At 61.5% G+C, this 15,144-nt stretch carries 23 protein-coding genes and 1 tRNA gene; 11 read left to right on the top strand and 13 right to left on the bottom strand.

Annotated elements, in window-relative coordinates:
- Positions 1-10 precede the first annotated feature (10 nt).
- The 8 genes from AC3WLM_RS01085 to AC3WLM_RS01050 are packed head-to-tail and all read right to left on the bottom strand — an operon-like array spanning position 11 to position 7,953.
- A complete protein-coding gene (locus tag AC3WLM_RS01085; protein ID WP_492476345.1) occupies positions 11-778 on the bottom strand; it encodes an MBL fold metallo-hydrolase in 768 nt (255 codons plus the stop codon).
- Complete coding sequence (locus AC3WLM_RS01080) at positions 775-1,551, bottom strand: TatD family hydrolase (RefSeq protein WP_492478077.1); 777 nt, start codon at positions 1,549-1,551, stop codon at positions 775-777. Before AC3WLM_RS01080 ends, AC3WLM_RS01085 begins: the two co-directional genes overlap by 4 nt.
- The gene (gene metG, locus AC3WLM_RS01075; protein ID WP_492476344.1) at positions 1,551-3,116 is read right to left on the bottom strand and encodes a methionine--tRNA ligase; all 1,566 of its coding nucleotides are present in this window, start codon (positions 3,114-3,116) and stop codon (positions 1,551-1,553) included. Before metG ends, AC3WLM_RS01080 begins: the two co-directional genes overlap by 1 nt.
- A gap of 35 nt (positions 3,117-3,151) precedes the next feature.
- Positions 3,152-4,120: a DNA polymerase III delta subunit-related protein gene (locus AC3WLM_RS01070; protein ID WP_492476343.1), complete on the bottom strand. Its 969-nt coding sequence runs from the start codon at positions 4,118-4,120 to the stop codon at positions 3,152-3,154.
- Positions 4,117-4,752: a dTMP kinase gene (tmk, locus tag AC3WLM_RS01065; protein ID WP_492476342.1), complete on the bottom strand. Its 636-nt coding sequence runs from the start codon at positions 4,750-4,752 to the stop codon at positions 4,117-4,119. The genes AC3WLM_RS01070 and tmk overlap by 4 nt, the downstream gene beginning before the upstream one ends.
- Complete coding sequence (locus AC3WLM_RS01060; protein ID WP_236727072.1) at positions 4,749-5,909, bottom strand: D-alanyl-D-alanine carboxypeptidase family protein; 1,161 nt, start codon at positions 5,907-5,909, stop codon at positions 4,749-4,751. Before AC3WLM_RS01060 ends, tmk begins: the two co-directional genes overlap by 4 nt.
- Before the next feature lie 57 nt (positions 5,910-5,966).
- A complete protein-coding gene (locus AC3WLM_RS01055; RefSeq protein ID WP_492476341.1) occupies positions 5,967-6,923 on the bottom strand; it encodes an SPOR domain-containing protein in 957 nt (318 codons plus the stop codon).
- Positions 6,907-7,953: a lytic murein transglycosylase gene (locus AC3WLM_RS01050; RefSeq protein ID WP_492476340.1), complete on the bottom strand. Its 1,047-nt coding sequence runs from the start codon at positions 7,951-7,953 to the stop codon at positions 6,907-6,909. The genes AC3WLM_RS01055 and AC3WLM_RS01050 overlap by 17 nt, the downstream gene beginning before the upstream one ends.
- Before the next feature lie 110 nt (positions 7,954-8,063).
- On the opposite strand from AC3WLM_RS01050, the gene AC3WLM_RS01045 reads away from it, so the two are divergent.
- From AC3WLM_RS01045 to AC3WLM_RS01030, 4 genes are all read left to right on the top strand, one after another.
- A tRNA-Ser gene (locus AC3WLM_RS01045) sits at positions 8,064-8,153 on the top strand.
- On the top strand, positions 8,126-8,707 hold the full coding sequence (locus AC3WLM_RS01040; RefSeq protein ID WP_492478076.1) for a GIY-YIG nuclease family protein: 582 nt from the start codon (positions 8,126-8,128) through the stop codon (positions 8,705-8,707). Before AC3WLM_RS01045 ends, AC3WLM_RS01040 begins: the two co-directional genes overlap by 28 nt.
- Positions 8,695-9,069 (top strand): hypothetical protein, encoded by a 375-nt coding sequence (locus AC3WLM_RS01035; RefSeq protein ID WP_492476339.1) that lies wholly within the window; start codon positions 8,695-8,697, stop codon positions 9,067-9,069. The genes AC3WLM_RS01040 and AC3WLM_RS01035 overlap by 13 nt, the downstream gene beginning before the upstream one ends.
- A gap of 146 nt (positions 9,070-9,215) precedes the next feature.
- Positions 9,216-9,611 (top strand): hypothetical protein, encoded by a 396-nt coding sequence (locus AC3WLM_RS01030; protein ID WP_492476338.1) that lies wholly within the window; start codon positions 9,216-9,218, stop codon positions 9,609-9,611.
- A gap of 222 nt (positions 9,612-9,833) precedes the next feature.
- Here AC3WLM_RS01030 and AC3WLM_RS01025 read toward each other — a convergent pair whose 3' ends face one another.
- Positions 9,834-9,989 (bottom strand): YlcI/YnfO family protein, encoded by a 156-nt coding sequence (locus tag AC3WLM_RS01025; RefSeq protein WP_492476337.1) that lies wholly within the window; start codon positions 9,987-9,989, stop codon positions 9,834-9,836.
- A 401-nt stretch (positions 9,990-10,390) separates the two neighbouring features.
- Between AC3WLM_RS01025 and AC3WLM_RS01020 the strand changes: the two genes are divergently transcribed.
- From AC3WLM_RS01020 to AC3WLM_RS00990, 7 genes are all read left to right on the top strand, one after another.
- Entirely contained in the window at positions 10,391-11,128 is a 738-nt protein-coding gene (locus tag AC3WLM_RS01020) for a hypothetical protein (RefSeq protein ID WP_492476336.1), read from the top strand.
- The gene (locus AC3WLM_RS01015) at positions 11,097-11,288 is read left to right on the top strand and encodes a hypothetical protein (protein WP_492476335.1); all 192 of its coding nucleotides are present in this window, start codon (positions 11,097-11,099) and stop codon (positions 11,286-11,288) included. The genes AC3WLM_RS01020 and AC3WLM_RS01015 overlap by 32 nt, the downstream gene beginning before the upstream one ends.
- A complete protein-coding gene (locus AC3WLM_RS01010; protein ID WP_492476334.1) occupies positions 11,285-11,530 on the top strand; it encodes a transcriptional regulator in 246 nt (81 codons plus the stop codon). Before AC3WLM_RS01015 ends, AC3WLM_RS01010 begins: the two co-directional genes overlap by 4 nt.
- Before the next feature lie 44 nt (positions 11,531-11,574).
- Positions 11,575-12,033: a hypothetical protein gene (locus AC3WLM_RS01005; protein WP_492476333.1), complete on the top strand. Its 459-nt coding sequence runs from the start codon at positions 11,575-11,577 to the stop codon at positions 12,031-12,033.
- Positions 12,030-12,380, top strand: a complete 351-nt coding sequence (locus AC3WLM_RS01000) for a hypothetical protein (RefSeq protein ID WP_492476332.1) — start codon at positions 12,030-12,032, stop codon at positions 12,378-12,380. Before AC3WLM_RS01005 ends, AC3WLM_RS01000 begins: the two co-directional genes overlap by 4 nt.
- Positions 12,377-12,760, top strand: coding sequence for a hypothetical protein (locus tag AC3WLM_RS00995; RefSeq protein WP_492476331.1), 384 nt, complete (start codon positions 12,377-12,379; stop codon positions 12,758-12,760). Before AC3WLM_RS01000 ends, AC3WLM_RS00995 begins: the two co-directional genes overlap by 4 nt.
- 151 nt (positions 12,761-12,911) lie before the next feature.
- Positions 12,912-13,094 carry a hypothetical protein gene (locus tag AC3WLM_RS00990; RefSeq protein WP_492476330.1) on the top strand — a complete coding sequence of 61 codons (183 nt, stop codon included), beginning with the start codon at positions 12,912-12,914 and terminating at the stop codon, positions 13,092-13,094.
- A gap of 417 nt (positions 13,095-13,511) precedes the next feature.
- Here the strand turns inward: AC3WLM_RS00990 and AC3WLM_RS00985 are convergent, their stop codons facing one another.
- The 4 genes from AC3WLM_RS00985 to AC3WLM_RS00970 all read right to left on the bottom strand — a co-directional run bounded on the left by AC3WLM_RS00985 (position 13,512) and on the right by AC3WLM_RS00970 (position 15,127).
- Positions 13,512-13,829, bottom strand: a complete 318-nt coding sequence (locus AC3WLM_RS00985) for a hypothetical protein (RefSeq protein WP_492476329.1) — start codon at positions 13,827-13,829, stop codon at positions 13,512-13,514.
- Entirely contained in the window at positions 13,826-14,176 is a 351-nt protein-coding gene (locus AC3WLM_RS00980) for a hypothetical protein (RefSeq protein WP_492476328.1), read from the bottom strand. The genes AC3WLM_RS00985 and AC3WLM_RS00980 overlap by 4 nt, the downstream gene beginning before the upstream one ends.
- Positions 14,177-14,264: 88 nt before the next feature.
- Positions 14,265-14,804, bottom strand: a complete 540-nt coding sequence (locus AC3WLM_RS00975) for a glycoside hydrolase family 108 protein (protein ID WP_492476327.1) — start codon at positions 14,802-14,804, stop codon at positions 14,265-14,267.
- Positions 14,801-15,127 carry a hypothetical protein gene (locus tag AC3WLM_RS00970; protein WP_492476326.1) on the bottom strand — a complete coding sequence of 109 codons (327 nt, stop codon included), beginning with the start codon at positions 15,125-15,127 and terminating at the stop codon, positions 14,801-14,803. The genes AC3WLM_RS00975 and AC3WLM_RS00970 overlap by 4 nt, the downstream gene beginning before the upstream one ends.
- Positions 15,128-15,144: the final 17 nt, after the last annotated feature.

Below are 15,144 nucleotides of genomic sequence, written 5' to 3'. Positions count from 1 at the left end.
ATAGCACCGCCTAGAGGGTTACTTCGAGCCCGTCGTACGCAGGTTCGACATGGTCCGGAGTTTCGGCGCACAATGTCCGGTAATCCATCGACTTGTCGAGATGCGTCAGGATGCCGTGTCCTGCTCTTGTGGCTTCGATCAGTTCGAGCGCCATGCCCAGATGCGAATGCGTCGGATGCGGCTGCCGCCTGAGGCAATCGACGACCAGAACGTCGACCTTGTAGAACAGGTCGATCATTTCATTCGTAATTTCGCTGAAGTCTGTGGCATAACCAATTGTTTTTCCGCCCTGATCAAAGCGAAACGCGGTGGACTGCGCCGGACCGTGCGGCATCTGGCAATGACCGATGCCAATGCCGCACAACATCCTGACACGGTCGAGATTGTCCAGCTCTACAATGGTATGATAACCGTGCTGCCCGGCGAACACATACCCGAAGCGTTGGCGCAGTCGGCGGACAGTCTCGCTTGCCGCATAGCCCGGAATGGGTCCAGCCCGACCATAACGGAGCGGCCTGAGGTCATCGATCCCATGGCAGTGGTCGGCGTGGTCGTGAGTCCACAGTACCCCATCAACGCGATCGATGCCGCAACTGAGAAACTGCTGCCGCAGGTCCGTCGGGGTGTCGACCAGCAGGCGACTGCCGTCAAAGCCTTCGATCATGATGGCAACCCGGGTGCGCCGGTTTCTCGGCTCGTTCGGATCGCAATCGCCCCAATCGTTGCCGATGCGCGGCACGCCCGTCGACGTGCCGGAGCCGAGGATCGTCAGCTTCACAGGCTGGCCTTGCTGAACAGCTTGAAGAAATTGGCGCCGGTGCGATCCGCAAGGGCTTCCTGCGAGGTTCCACGCAGGCCAGCGACGAAGGCGCAAGTGTCCGACACGAACGCCGGTTCGCAGGTCTTGCCCCGGTGCGGCACCGGCGCCAAGAACGGCGCGTCGGTTTCGACCAGGATTCGATCTTCAGGCAGTTCGGCGGCAATCGCTTGCAAGTCCTTGGCATTCTTGAACGTCACGATGCCGGAAAGCGAGATTGACAGGCCCAGTTCCAGCATCCTGGCAGCAAACGGCGCGGATGCGGTGAAGCAGTGGATCAATGCGGGGAAGGCTCCCTTCCCCATTTCTTCCTCGATGATCCGCGTCGTGTCGTCTTCCGCATCGCGCGTGTGGACGATGAGTGGCAGGCCGGTTTCGCGGGCCACGCGGATGTGGACCCGGAACAGGTCCTGCTGCACCTGCCGGTCCGAATGGTCGTAATAGTAATCCAGCCCGGTTTCGCCAATGCCGATGACCCGCGGGTGCGCGGCGGCTTCCAGCAGCGCAGCCTCGCCCAGATCTGCATGACCATCAGCCTCGTGCGGATGGATGCCGATGCTCGCCCAGACATCGCTTTCGCGCTCAGCCGTGGCGACGATATCGGCCCACTCGCGCTGGCGGGTCGAGATGTTGAGAAAGCCGCGTACGCCGGTTTCGCGCGCACGCCCGAGAACCTGGGCCTGATCTTCGACCAGACCCTTGTAGTTGAGATGGCAGTGCGAATCGATCAGCATCATGCCGAGGCAGGCTCCTCGGGCATTTCGAGGCGCGGGAACGCCGGCACCGGCTGCGCGAGCTTTTCACCGGTAGCCACGCGCGCCAGATACCAGTCGGCATCGGTCAGGGCTGCAAAGGTGCGAGCGTCGCCGGGTACGCCGAGCTGGTCGAGGACCTTGGCAGCAGCGGCGGGCACCACCGGCGCAATCGCGATTGTCAGATCCCTGATGGCCATGAACAGGGTAAGCAGCACCGCCTTCATTCGTTCCGGATCGGTCTTGCGCAGGGCCCAGGGGGCCTGCTCGTCAACGTAGGCATTGCATGCGAAGACCGCGCGCATCCACGCATCGATACCTGCAGAGAAGTTCAGTGCCTCGAACTCGCGCGGCAGTTCGTCCCGGCAGGCTGTGAACACGGTGGCGAGCAGCGCATCGTCGGCCTCGGAGCTTGCAAACTTCTCAAGTGTCCCGTCCATGTTCTTGAAAATCATGGACAGTGTTCGCTGGACAAGATTGCCGTAGCTGTTTGCCAACTCTGCATTGCAGCGCGTGACAATCGCTTCCGGGGAGTACGACCCGTCCTGCCCGAAGGCGACTTCGCGCATGAGGAAATAACGCAGCGGATCGACGCCAAAACGCTCCGCCAGTTCCAGCGGATCGGTGACGTTGCCGAGCGACTTGGATTCCTTCTGCCCGCGATTGAGCAGGAAGCCATGCCCGAAGACCTGCTTGGGCAGGGCGATGTTCGCGCTCATCAGGAACGCCGGCCAGTAGACCGTGTGAAAGCGGACGATGTCCTTGCCGATCAGGTGGAGGTTCGCTGGCCAATACCTTGCAAAGTCGCCGGATTCATCGGGAAACCCGAGCCCGGTGATGTAGTTCGTCAGCGCATCGACCCACACGTACATGACGTGGCCGTCGCTGCCCGGCACCTTCACGCCCCAGTCGAAGCTGGTGCGCGAGACCGAGAGATCGCGCAGACCGCCTTCGACGAAGCGCATCACCTCGTTGCGGCGGCTGTCGGGCTGGATGAACTGCGGGTTCTCGTTGTAGAGCTTCAGGAGAGGCTCGGCATACTTCGAGAGGCGGAAGAACCAGGATTCCTCGACGGTCCACTCTACCGGTGTTCCCTGCGGCGAGAGCTTCTCGCCCCCTTCCCCGGCCACCAGTTCACTTTCATCATAGAACGCTTCGTCGCGGACCGAGTACCAGCCTTCGTAGCGATCAAGGTAGAGATCGCCGCTGGCTTCCATGCGCCGCCAGAGTTCTTGGGTCGAGGCGTGATGGCGTTCTTCTGTTGTCCGGATAAAGACGTCGTACGAAACGTTAAGCTCATCGCACATCTTTATGAAATACGAGGACATTTCGTCTGAAAGTTCGCGCGGCGTTATGCCCAGCTCGCGCGCCTTCTGCGCCATCTTCAGGCCGTGTTCGTCCGTGCCCGTCTGGAAGCGCACGTCGCGCCCCATGGCCCGCTGGAACCGCGCGATCACGTCAGCCGCAATCGCTTCGTAGGCATGGCCGATGTGCGGCTTCCCGTTGGGGTAGGAAATGGCGGTGGTGATGTAGAAGGGTTCGCCCATTGGGCCAGTCGCTTTCTGAAAGGGAATCCGGTGGCTTATCGCGGCCCTTCCCTAGTCGGCGCGGCCGATGCCAGCAAGGAGCCGATTTCCATGGTCAGCATCGATGGATCAAAGTTGTAGATCGGCGCTTCGCCGGCAAGCCGGACAAGGCGGGCATGGACTTCGACAAGCCGCACCTTGGCAGCATCGTCGACACGATCGAGCGCGCCGACCACGGTCATCCGCGCAGCTTCTATGGCGGCGGCGATCCTTTCACGGTCCGGTCGCGCGCCGAGCGCCCCGGCCAAGGCGCCACGTAGCGAGAGGTCAGGATCCCCATGTTCGACGATCCGGGCGAACAGCGCCTGCGCCTTGCCCAGGTCCTGCGCCGCGAAGGCCAGGGCCGCGCCGGGCGATCCTCCCGCGACCGCCAATGCGCCCTTGCGGGTCTCGGCATCGAGTTCTGGTGCTGCATGATCTAGGGCGCGCGAAACGTCGCTTGCCGAAAGTGGATGGAACCGCACCACGGTGCAGCGTGACCGGACTGTCGGCAGCAAGCGGCCGAGAGCGTGGACGACGAGCAGGAAGAAGGTGCCGACGGGCGGTTCTTCAAGGCTCTTGAGCAATGCGTTCACCGCGCTCTTCTCAAGCAGGTCAGCCGAATCGATGATCACCGCACGCCGCCGCCCCAGTGTTGGGCGGGTCGTGAGGCGCCGCTGCAGCGCGCGGACCTGATCGACAGAGATGCTGCGCTTCAACTGATAGGGCTTGCCCTCGTCGCGCTTCTTGGCCTCGTCGTCATTGGCGGGGAGCGGGAAGAGCGTCAGAATGTCGGGATGCGCCTCGACCGGCGGTTGCGGCACTCCGGGTTCGGCAACAAGCTCTGCGGCAGTCGCACGAGCGAAGCTGGCCTTGCCGAGGCCCTCGCGCCCGGCGAGAATCCAGCCATGGTGCATGCGTTCGCCGGCAATGGCCGCGCGCCAGATGCGCCAGGCTTCGTCATGGCCAATCATGCGCTCGCTCATGTGAGAAAGCCTGCGATACGGGCCATGATCCTCGAATGCACGTCAGCGGGCGATCCCTCGGCATCAATCACTGCAAAGCGGTCCGGGTCTTGCGCGGCAAAGGCGCGGAAAGCCTCGGCCACACGGGCATGATAGGCCGCACCGCGGCTCTCGATGCGATCACCCGCGCCACCATCACGCATGGCGAGACGCTGTGCCGACACTTCCGGGCGTACGGTGAGCAGGACCGTAAGGTCCGGCAAGAGGCCCTCGCTGCCGATGCGGTGCAGGTCAAGAACGTCAGTGTCGGAGAGCCCGCCGCCACCGCCCTGATAGGCACGGCTGCTGTCGACGAAGCGGTCACAGATCACCCACGCCCCGCGCGCGATGGCAGGCCGGATGAGTTTCTCGACGTGATCGGCACGGGCCGCGGCGAAGAGCAGGGCCTCGGCGCGGGCGCCCCACCCCTCCCCCTCGGTGGTGAGCAGCATGGTGCGGATCGCCTCGGCGCCCGCAGTCCCACCCGGTTCGCGCGTCGTCACGACTTCCAGCCCGCGCGCTCGCAAGGCTTCAGCAAGCATCCGCCCCTGCGTCGACTTGCCAACGCCCTCGCCGCCTTCAAGCGCAATGAAGCGGCCCGGTGCAGCGCTCACAGGCCGACCAGCCCCATTGCACCATTGCGCAGGCGGGCCAGAACACCGCCGCGTGCCACATCCTCACCGGCGGCGAGCGGCAGGACATGAACCGGCTCTCCGGGCACGCGAACGAGGAGGCTCGCCACGGTTTCACCCTTGCGGATGGGCGCCTTCAACGGACCCTTGTAGCGCACCGACAGCCTGTACTTGCTCGCCGCGCCCTTGGGCATGGTCACGCTCAGGTCGTGAGGCGCAACAAGCGATACCTGGCGAGCTTCGCCACCCTGCACCGCCGCCGAGCCAAGGGCAGAGCCTTTGCGATAGATAGGTTTGGCATCCCAGGCGGCAAAGCCCCATTCGATGAACGCGCGTGACTGGTTGGTGCGGTCAATCGGCCGGTCATAGCCGCCAAGCACCATGACAAGCCGCCGCCCGTTGCGCTGGGCCGAGCCGACGAAGCCGTAGCCCGCCTCGTTGGTAAAGCCCGTCTTCACGCCGTCCGCTCCTTCGGTGTGGCCGTAGAGCGGGTTGTGGTTGGGCTGGGTGATGCCGTTCCAGGTCATCTGCGAATGGCCATAGAAGCGACGGTACAGGTCCGGGAAGCGAGTCATCAGCGCGCCGCTCAGCGTCGCCAGGTCCGCAGCGGTAACGTAGGTCTGGCCCTCGTCCATCCAGCCATTGGGCGTGTTGAAGTGGCTGTCGCGCATGCCGAGCTCGTCGGCGGCCTGATTCATCAGCGCAGTGAAGGCGGGCACCGAGCCGGTTGCCCCCTCGGCCAGCACGACGCAGGCATCATTGGCCGAAACCGTGACGATGCCCTCGATCAGTTCCGCCACCGTGGGCTGCGCTTCGGCGGGCAGGAACATCGTGCTGCCGACATTGCGCCACTTGCGGAAGGTTTCGGGCCGGATCGGGATGCGCTGGTCGAGCCGCAGCTTGCCCTTCGAAATCAGGTCGAACGCGACGTAGCTGGTCATGATCTTGGTGATCGAGGCTGGGACGAAACGCCGATGCGGATCGCGCGAGAAAAGCACGCGCCCTGAGCCGACATCAAGCATCAACGCAATCGGCGCGTCGATCCGGGGCATCGAACCGAGCGGATCCGCTCCACGGAACTCTGGCGCCGCGGCTTGTACCGGCAGGGCTGCCAGCGTGGCAGCCATCGCAATTGTCACGACCTTCAAACGCAAGTGCAATCCCCGGACAACGCCGGTCGCTTCGCGACTGTCAGGTCACGGCGCGACAACGACCCTTGCGTCGGCATAGCCGCCCGCGCGAACCTTCGCCAGCGCTGCATCGGCTTGTCCACGATCCTTGTGCGGTCCGACACGCACGCGCCACAGCTTGCCGACCTGCGACACCGAACCGCCGGTCGCCCTGGCGGCGGCATCGGCACGAGCCTGCGTGGAGTATGCGCCTACCTGGATAAGAAAGCCTTTTGCCGAGGCAGAAGTGGGTAAAGGCTTCGGGGTAGCGGGCTTCGGAGTAGCAGGCGGGGGCGCTTCCTTGGCCGCAACCGGCGCATCCAGCCTGGCGGGAGCAGGCTTGGCAGGGGCAGGTTGGGCGGCAACCTTCGGTTCGGGCTTCGCGGGCGCGGCGGGTTTCGGCAAGGTCGGCTCGGCGACGGTGTCGGCCGGCAAGGCAGCAGGCGCGATGCCGAGCTTCCGCTTCAGCGCAGCCAGCAAGCCCGGCGGCGTATCCATCCGTGCGGGAGCCTGATGGCCTGTCCTGAGCAACGCCCGCTCGGCCTCGGGCGGGTTCACACGGCGAACGCGCACAGGCAGGCGCGCACCTGGCGCAGCACCGAGTTGCGTCCATGCGCCCGCCGACAGCGCCACCAGACCATTGCCGGTCATGGGGCCGCGTTCGGTCAGTCGGACGAGGATGGTCTTGCCGGTGTCGAGCGAAGTGACTTCGACGTAGCTCGGCAACGGCAGGGTTCTGTGGGCACCGGAAACGCCCGCCCCGGCGACAGCCTCGGCATAGCCGACCGAATCGTAATTGAGCGTGTCGGCGGGCGTATAGGTCACCCCGTCGACAACGAACGGCGCCCCCAGCACCATCGGATAATCGCCCGCTGGACCTGGGCCACTAGCCTCGGAAACTGCTGAAACGCGGGCATTCGCACCGCCACAAGCAGCAAGCAGCAGCGTGGCAACGAGTGCAATTCGGCTAACGGGAGATCTCATCTGCAAGAAGTCCTACGGACAGAGCGTAAAAGTTCGAGCAGTTGTAATCGAGGATAACCCTATAATTTCCGGTTAGCAGATAGGCGGTCCGCCCTCTGCCATCGGGTTCGAGCAGGCTGGCCATGACATTGTCGCCGGGCCAGCTGCCGCTCCGCGGCATTATGCCCAGAGCGCGCCATTCGGCCATGGTCTTCCACCCGGTATGCCGGTCGAACACGCGCGGGCACCGTGGGCTTTTCAGCGTGGTTCCAAGGCTGTTGCGATCCAGCCCATCCGGCACGCTGACGGCAATGCCCCAAGGCTGCCCCGGGCGCCAACCGGCATCGCGAAAGTAATTTGCGATCGAGGCGAGCGTATCGGTGCGGCTGCTCCAGATGTCGGCAAAACCATCGCCATCGCCGTCTTGCGCCACGCGCAGATAGACCGAGGGCAAGAATTGCGGATTGCCGAAAGCCCCTGCCCAGCTGCCGACCAGCTTCGACCGCGGCACGCCCCGATCGACCATCTTCATCGCCGCAACAAATTCGTCGGCAAACAGCTCCCGTCGCCGTCCTTCGTAGGCGAGCGTTGCCAGCGCTCGTGGCAGATCGAAATTGCCGGTATAGCCTCCGTAATCGGTTTCATGGCCCCAGATGGCCATCAGGACCGGCCCAGGCACGCCATAGCGCTGCTCGATCGCGCCAATCTGGCCGCTTACCGCCGCATATTGCCGACGCCCCCGCAGAATGCGCGACGAATCGACATGCTGGCGACGGTACGGCTCGAAAGCCGGGATGGTGCCGGACGATGATCCCGGCTGCGCACGGTCGAGCTGGATGACACGCTGGTGGAGAGTGAGGCCCGAAGTCATTGCCGCAATTGTCGATTCGCGGACGCCTTCAGCCCGTCCACGCGCGGCAAGAAGTTGCAGATACCCTTGAAAGCCTGCCTCTTCCTCATCGGCCTGCCCAGCGGCAGGGCCGGCGGCGAGCAGAGCCATGGCAGCCACTCCAAACGCCCGGATCGCCTTCGCATTCTTCAGAAACATCATCAAACCGATGTCGCACGGAACATCATGGTTGGGAATCCCCTTTGCGACCGACGCCAAACCCGCTAACGGCGAGCCGAGCCAGCATCGCCAGAAGGCGAAGCCGGCAGTGCGGACAGGTGGCCGAGTGGTTTAAGGCAGCGGTCTTGAAAACCGCCGAAGTGGCAACACTTCCCTGGGTTCGAATCCCAGTCTGTCCGCCAATTCCCTAGCAAATGCTGAGGTTTCGGACACGCGCACGGCGCGTTGTTCATGTGCTGTTCCAACTGTTACGGATGGCACGCAAATCGGCACACTTTGCGCAGATGATTGGTATTGGTTCCATCATTGGGATTGCGAGTTCCGGTGTCTATTTTCGCCTGATCGCTTTCAATCATTCCTGGCACGTTGCGGCTACCTGAATGGTCGCCCCGGTGTTCCTCCCAAGCTTCACTTTGGGGACGGCGTAACAGAGGACGATTGGATCAAGTGGGGGGCAGGCGCAAAGGAGTTCACCTATTTTGCGCGCGGCAAGTGGAGCGGCCGGATCAAGATCGGGAAATCCAAGCAGCCAGCTTACCGGGTTTCAAAACTGCATCACGATAGAGGCCCAAGCGAAGAAGCGGAAATGCTGGTGTTTCGCACGATGCCGGAATGGGAGCGCATGTATCACGATGCCTTCCACCCATGGCGCGTAGAAGGCGAATGGTTCGCCCCTCACCCGGACATTCTTGCGGAAGTCGCACGCGTAAGGGAGCTTCTGTCATGGCAGGACTAACCGCCAAGCCCGAATTTTCGGGGGTTTCAGGCCATATGGTCGGGGAAACGGGGGCAAATGCGGCCAATGGGTTGGGTGATGTGGGGGCAGCGTGGTTGCCGATCGAAAGCGCGCCGAGGGATGGGTATTTTTTGGCCTGCGTTATGCGCGAAAAATCCGAGGCCACGCTTTTTAAAGCGATATTTGGTTGGGAGCGTGATGAGGCCAATTATCGCCATGTAATTGTTGCCAGTCTAAGGCCTAAGCAGCGCAAAGGGCGGGTCTTTATGGCAGTAACTGGTCAACCTTTCTGGGCAACGCACTGGATGGAATTACCTGATTGTCCAGCCTTTAATGAAAAGGATTTACCCCGTGACTACTGACTGGAAACCAATCAGCACCGCGCCGAAGAACGAGGCTGGCGAGTTTCTAGGCCCGACGATCCTCATTTACTATCAAGCGGATGGTTTACCGTGGCCAGCCTATTGGGGGCCTTCATCGGATAGCCGGATTGATGGTGCATGGATCAATGGCCCGCGACTTCGATGTGGTGGCAATCCCTTGGCGAGAGGATGTATCGACGCCCCGCGAAGTGATTGACGACATTATCGCAAACTTTGCCATCAAAGAGTTTGGCGAGCCAACCAACAAGAACCACGGGCGTGTTGCCTACAGCCTGAGCATTGGTTTCGGTTATTGCTTTGCTGACCTGTCTTTCATGCCAACGCGGGCAGAAAGCCACCACGATCTTATCGAGGCTTTGCGTGAGGCGCGTGAGATCATCGCGGACATCGACGACTACATGAAGCGGCCCGGTCGTGGCGATTGGGGCGAGGAATGCGCCTGCTGCATGGGTGAACTTCTGGACGATGACCGCGATGCCATCGCCAAGATCGACGAAACACTCAAGGAGTTGGGCCGGTGAGCATGGACTACATCCGCAAGGCTCACGGAGTCCCGGCAAAGCGTGGATTGCGTATCTGCTTTACAGGTGGGCGGGAACCAAGGTTTGGCACGATCACAAGCGCGGCAGGCCCGCATCTTCGCATACGTCTCGATGGCGACAACTACTCCGGCATCTACCACCCGACATGGTGCCTTGAATATCTGGAGGCAGGCCGTGGATAAGACCTGTGGAACGTGCCGGTCAGTCCTTGGTCTCGCGGCGGGCAAGTTCGGCTTCCACGGCCTTGCGGATGAAGTCGGCGCGCTTCCCCGGTCCCGCCAGCGCGTCAATGCGGGCGAGTAGATCAGGCGACAACCGGACAACGGTTGCCACGACTCCAAGCGGCGGGCGTCCCATACGGGACTGACTATCCGATATCCTTTTTTCTGCAAGCCCGCTCATTTGCGATATCGCCTATTGACAGTTTCCGATATCTCTTATAGATAGACGATATCGGTTAAGGAGGCAAGTGCAATGACGAACAGGACCATCTCTGAAGGCGTTGAACACTTCTGCGGAGCCTATGTTGCAGGCGCTGTGAAGCGTGGGCAGTGGGCTGATCGCCCGTATGTTCCGGTGCTTCGGTTTGCGTCTTCCGGCAAGGCGCAGACGCAACAAATCCCGGCACGCGCATTTGCCACCCGAGAGGAGGCTGTTTCGTTCGCAGCTAAGCACCTTGATGCATGGCGCGCTAAGACTGCGGAGCGTCTGTCCGATCCTCGCAACCGGGCGCTGCGCCGTCAATGTGGAGTGGGTGAATGACCCACGTACCATACCCCGGCTGCTATTGCGCCGATTGTGTCGAGGGCGGCGAAGATGCCGTCACCAAGGTTGCGCGGTTCCTTCGCGAGCAAGATGGTTTCGGTGAATGGCATGAAGCTGCCGATGCCATTGAGCGGGAGTTCGCCACGCCACCCCCTTCCGCGAGGATAACGGGCGATAAGGACAGGTCAGTCCAGTCGAGGGCGCCCACCCGTTCATCAGATATTCTCGCCCTTCTGGCCAAAGGTAAGGTTCTGGCCCGGTTCTGGTCAAAAGTTGATACACAGTCTCAAGACGAGTGCTGGCTTTGGACCGGCCTGCGTAATCGCAAAGGCTATGGCAAGTTTCATATAGGCGGGAGTTACGAGGTAGCGACACGTGTGATGCTCGCCTTGCAACGAGGGCGGGCATTGTCCAGTCAAGAACTCGCATGCCACCATTGCGATACTCCGTCATGCGTCAACCCTAGCCACCTGTTTGTCGGCTCTCATCAGGACAACATGGTAGATGCTGTGCGCAAAGGGCGGGTCAACTTGGGCAATCTATCTCGTGGCGAGTATAATCTTGCAAAGACGGAATGCTTGCACGGTCATCCTCTGACAGAGGACAACATCTATGTCAGCAAAGAGGGATGGCGTCAGTGTCGCATATGCCAACGGAAAAACCGCGCGGAATGGAAACGTAGAAGAAAGGATGCCCGTCATGGAGAACCCGGTCGAGGGCGCGCCACTTGAGGCGACCACCCGCCACCTTGCCCTCGAATGCCATCGTCTCCGTTCGGCCCTGCGCTGGATAGCGGACACTGGCTACGTCGATCAGCAATCCGGCAACCAGAACTTCGAACATCTGCAAAGCATTGCGCGGGATGCACTCGCCAAGGAACCAACCCCATGATCACCACAGGCAAGAAAACGATGACACTCAACCTGTCCGAACGCGAAATGGCGGTTGTGGAACAGATGGCCAAGGAAGCTGAACTTTCGAAGACTGCCCTGATCAGATCAGCCCTTCGGCTTTATCAACTTGTTCACCAGCGCATCCGCGACGGTGAAACAATGAGCTTCAGTGGCGACAAGGAGCGTATCGCCATGTTTGTCGGCCCGAATTTTGCGCCATTTCACACAGGGGATGCGTAACCATGACCACAGTAAGCCAAGAGGCGCGGGAAGCGTATCTATCCATGAGCATGCTGCCAGAGTTTGACGCAGCGGATGTTCGCGCCGGTCGTTGGGATAATACGACTGGCCTGCAAGCCTTCGCCAAGTTCGAGCAGTCCATCCGCCAGCAAGCCGATCGCGAAGAAGAGGAAGCGCACAAGATCGGTATCGACGAAGGCCGTCAGGAGATGGCCAGGGAGATCGATCTTGCCACCGGTGGTGATGGTGAGTTCCGCTATTGCATGAATGGCGATCCTGACCGCCACTGCCCTGACGCTGAGGCAATGAAGGCTCGCGTTCTGGACAGGTTTGCCGCCCGCCACCGCCAGTCTGCCGAGCGCGGGGAGGTGGTGGCTTGGTTGTATGAGCGGAAAGGCTTTGCGCCCGCCGTTTCGATGCGTGACCCACGCCTCCGCTACAGCGACATTGAGACGCTTCACCCCCTCTACACCCTCCCCGCCGCACCGGAGGCAGGACAATGACCATTGACCCTGTAGAACTGGAGCGGTTGGCGCTTGATGCACAGATCGCGCCATTGGAGAAATTCCAGGACGCTGTGACAATGCTCTGCACCATCGCCGACAAACTCCGCACCGGCCAGCTTATCCATGCTGTGCCGAGCGGGGATGAGGTGGAGGCTGTGGCGCGCAAGTTGGCACCGTTTATGGAAGGCGGGCGTGAATACGATCAGATGCCCGCAACCCGTCGCGAACTCAAGATATGGAGCCGCAACGGTATGGTGCTGATCAACGATGCCACGCAAGATGATGCGCAAGAAGCAGCCACCGCAGCAATCGCCGCCTTGGACGCGGTAAGGGGGAAGCAATGACCGACACAAGACAGGCGCTGGAAGAGGCGTTCAAGGTGGTGTTTCCGCCGCCTGCCTCAAGGCTAGGGAGAACGGTGATGGATGATCTGGTGGAGCGGTTGCGAAGGCAGGCGCACATTTGCCAAACAAGCAAAACGATTGGCAGCATCACAAGGTATCGAAGTGAGGCAGCTATGACTGACGCCGCATCCCGCATCCAGGCCCTCGAAACCTCGCTTGCAGAGGCAGAGGGGCGGGTGATTGCTGAGGTGGCGGCTTGGTTGCGGGGGCAGGCTGATTGGCACGACAAGAACGACGATGGGTGGAGCGGATTTGACAGGATAGCGCAAGGCTATCGCGAGGCAGTCGACGCACTCGAAACAGGGGAGTGGAAGAAGTGATTTGGCAGGTCATCGAAGCCACATTGGCGATTGCCGCAGTCGCAGTATTGCCCTTTGCTCTCGTGTGGGAGAATTGCGCTATCGAAAGGGAACGTCGCGCACTCGCATCAGATCCTTTGCTGGATAGGCAGGGGAATGGTAAGGAGGGGGTATGAGCGCTGCGGCAATCTTAATCGGAATAATCATGATGCTGGTGGGCTTCTACACCTACTGCGACACGTTTGAAAACAGCGCACGCTATTCCACCGACCAAGGTGTCATTCGTATCATTCTTAGTGTGCTGGCAGTATCAAGCGGAGGAATGCTTTCCGTGTTTTCATACGCTGGCTTTTGAGGGATTCCCCTTCACCCCCGCCTGTGGTATAGGGGATGGATAGAACCCGGCCTGCCTCTCAATGCGAAAGGCTTGATCGACCGAGTAGTGAAGCACACTGCGCCGGGTCACTTATGTCGGTGTGGTGTAACGGTAGCACGGCGGTCTCCAAAACCGCTAGTCTAGGTTCAAATCCTAGCACCTTCGCCATAGTCTCGGCTGCCAAGCGTAGTGCGAGCATTCGAGGGCGGTTCTTTCGGGAGCCGCCCTTAGTCCACCCGATCAGCCCAAGCCCTGACCCCCGCCACCTTGGCGAAACAATCACCCCAAGCCGACCGCAGAGCCAAGATGTAATCCAGCGTCATAGCATCGCGCCGCGCTTGTTCTTCACGCCCCGGCAATGACGGCGCAACCGGCTCGTCAGCACAGACCAGCAGATCAGCGGGAGGCTTCGCGATCGCGGGCCTTTCCTGTCCGCAGGCTACGCAGACCATCGCCAAGGGGATCAGTGCCAGCATTTGCAGCTTCGCGCGCATCTTCGTTCTCCTGAGCAATTGTGGAAGCCTTTGACGCTGCGACCATGCCGGCGGCATCATCGGCGCGGGCATCGGCTTCATGAGCAGCAATGGCGCTGGCTTGGCGGTCGTCCTGCACCGCGTCGTTGACGTAGCGGTCGAGTGCCCACCAGAGCGCAAGGAACGCCAGCACGATCGCGATGGGGATGCGGAGGCGCCATAGGGTGGTGAGGGCGGTCATTCCGACACCTCCCGCGCTTTGGCCGTCTCACCTGGCTGCAGGATCACATCGGCCTCAGGGGCCGCACCACCTGCGTTCGCCGCAGCTGTGATTGCCTCGAAGGCCTTGGCCGTGTTGTCCGCCTTCTTCTCGTCGCCCTTGTTGGCGGTGAAGTGGAAGGCGAGGATCATGTTGACGATGGCAGTGCCGATCACGAGCGTGAGCAGCGTCTTGAACAATTCGACGTTCCACAACTCGCGGTGAACCTCGGCCATCTTGAGCATCGAAGCGGCGAGAGTGAAGGTGGCAATGGTTACCCATCCCCGCTCGGTCGGCCAGCGCTTGTCTGCCCATTCCCAGAAGCTCATCTGCACATACTCCCGCAGGACGCTATTCCGATGATCAAGACGGCGATCGTAAACAGTTCGAGCGCAGCGCGGGCCCAAAGCCGCGCGCTCATCCCACTCGCGTCCTGAGCCAGCCCCAGGTGAAGGCTTCGTTGGCAGCGCGATTGCGCGACAGGATCTTGTAGCGCTCGCCCTGGCTGCAATTCAGCGCGCGCAGCAGAACCTTTTCAGCTTCGGGCCCACGCGCCGCCTTGAACGCTTTGAGCGCTGCCAGCGTACCGGGTCCAATGTCACCGTCCTCGCGTATGTCGGGATAGAGCGTGCCGCCGTTGTTGAAAGCGTTGAGCCATTCCTGCAGCCAGATCGCGGGAACGGCAGGCCCCATGTTGACGCCGGTGTCGAACAGTTCCTCGCCCACGCTGGGCATGATTTCCGCAACCGCGGCGAAACCCGGATCGATGGCATAGGCCTGCCGGTAGATTGCGACGGCCCTGTCGCGCGGCAGGTCGCGCATGTCTCCGGAATAGCCGTGCTTCCGTGCCACGCGTTCGGTGATGCCCCACTTGGTCGGCCCACCTTTGTCTGCCGGATGATTGCTGTAGCCACCTTCCTTGCCGATCGTGGCGTCGATCATTGCTTCGATCGTCACTGCCCGCCTCCCTGCTTGTGATAGCCTTCAAGCGAAGTGACGCGCCGCTCCAGATCATCGACGCGAGAATCCTTGACCCCGCCGCTGGCAATGCGCTCGTCGAGCCGGGCCAATGTCAGCTGCATCTGGTTGACCGTCGAGACCAGCCACAGGACGGCCGAAACCAGAAGGGTGACGCCGACACCGACGACGCCCTTCTGGAAGTTGCTGAAGCCGCTGTCCTTGCGGATCTCGGGATGCTCGGCGGCGAACTTGACGACCGCTGCCTCGGCCACTTGTTCAGCGATGATGCGCGTCTGAGCCGCGTTTCCGGTGTCGGTCATTTCATGCCTTTTCGGTG

The sequence above is a fragment of the Novosphingobium sp. FW305-C-30-35 genome, assembly GCF_058783135.1.
This window is presented reverse-complemented; position numbering and strand designations above follow the sequence as displayed.

What these genes read in the sequence shown, in the direction of transcription:
- AC3WLM_RS01080 (WP_492478077.1), bottom strand. Translation starts at nt 1,551, where the DNA reads ATGCTGATCGATTCGCACTGCCATCTCAACTACAAGGGTCTGGTCGAA.
- metG (WP_492476344.1), bottom strand. Translation starts at nt 3,116, where the DNA reads ATGGGCGAACCCTTCTACATCACCACCGCCATTTCCTACCCCAACGGG.
- AC3WLM_RS01070 (WP_492476343.1), bottom strand. Translation starts at nt 4,120, where the DNA reads ATGAGCGAGCGCATGATTGGCCATGACGAAGCCTGGCGCATCTGGCGC.
- AC3WLM_RS01055 (WP_492476341.1), bottom strand. Translation starts at nt 6,923, where the DNA reads ATGAGATCTCCCGTTAGCCGAATTGCACTCGTTGCCACGCTGCTGCTT.
- AC3WLM_RS01050 (WP_492476340.1), bottom strand. Translation starts at nt 7,953, where the DNA reads ATGATGTTTCTGAAGAATGCGAAGGCGATCCGGGCGTTTGGAGTGGCT.
- AC3WLM_RS01035 (WP_492476339.1), top strand. Translation starts at nt 8,695, where the DNA reads ATGGCAGGACTAACCGCCAAGCCCGAATTTTCGGGGGTTTCAGGCCAT.
- AC3WLM_RS01030 (WP_492476338.1), top strand. Translation starts at nt 9,216, where the DNA reads ATGGCCCGCGACTTCGATGTGGTGGCAATCCCTTGGCGAGAGGATGTA.
- AC3WLM_RS01025 (WP_492476337.1), bottom strand. Translation starts at nt 9,989, where the DNA reads ATGGGACGCCCGCCGCTTGGAGTCGTGGCAACCGTTGTCCGGTTGTCG.
- AC3WLM_RS01020 (WP_492476336.1), top strand. Translation starts at nt 10,391, where the DNA reads ATGACCCACGTACCATACCCCGGCTGCTATTGCGCCGATTGTGTCGAG.
- AC3WLM_RS01015 (WP_492476335.1), top strand. Translation starts at nt 11,097, where the DNA reads ATGGAGAACCCGGTCGAGGGCGCGCCACTTGAGGCGACCACCCGCCAC.
- AC3WLM_RS01010 (WP_492476334.1), top strand. Translation starts at nt 11,285, where the DNA reads ATGATCACCACAGGCAAGAAAACGATGACACTCAACCTGTCCGAACGC.
- AC3WLM_RS01005 (WP_492476333.1), top strand. Translation starts at nt 11,575, where the DNA reads ATGAGCATGCTGCCAGAGTTTGACGCAGCGGATGTTCGCGCCGGTCGT.
- AC3WLM_RS01000 (WP_492476332.1), top strand. Translation starts at nt 12,030, where the DNA reads ATGACCATTGACCCTGTAGAACTGGAGCGGTTGGCGCTTGATGCACAG.
- AC3WLM_RS00995 (WP_492476331.1), top strand. Translation starts at nt 12,377, where the DNA reads ATGACCGACACAAGACAGGCGCTGGAAGAGGCGTTCAAGGTGGTGTTT.
- AC3WLM_RS00990 (WP_492476330.1), top strand. Translation starts at nt 12,912, where the DNA reads ATGAGCGCTGCGGCAATCTTAATCGGAATAATCATGATGCTGGTGGGC.
- AC3WLM_RS00985 (WP_492476329.1), bottom strand. Translation starts at nt 13,829, where the DNA reads ATGACCGCCCTCACCACCCTATGGCGCCTCCGCATCCCCATCGCGATC.
- AC3WLM_RS00980 (WP_492476328.1), bottom strand. Translation starts at nt 14,176, where the DNA reads ATGAGCTTCTGGGAATGGGCAGACAAGCGCTGGCCGACCGAGCGGGGA.
- AC3WLM_RS00970 (WP_492476326.1), bottom strand. Translation starts at nt 15,127, where the DNA reads ATGACCGACACCGGAAACGCGGCTCAGACGCGCATCATCGCTGAACAA.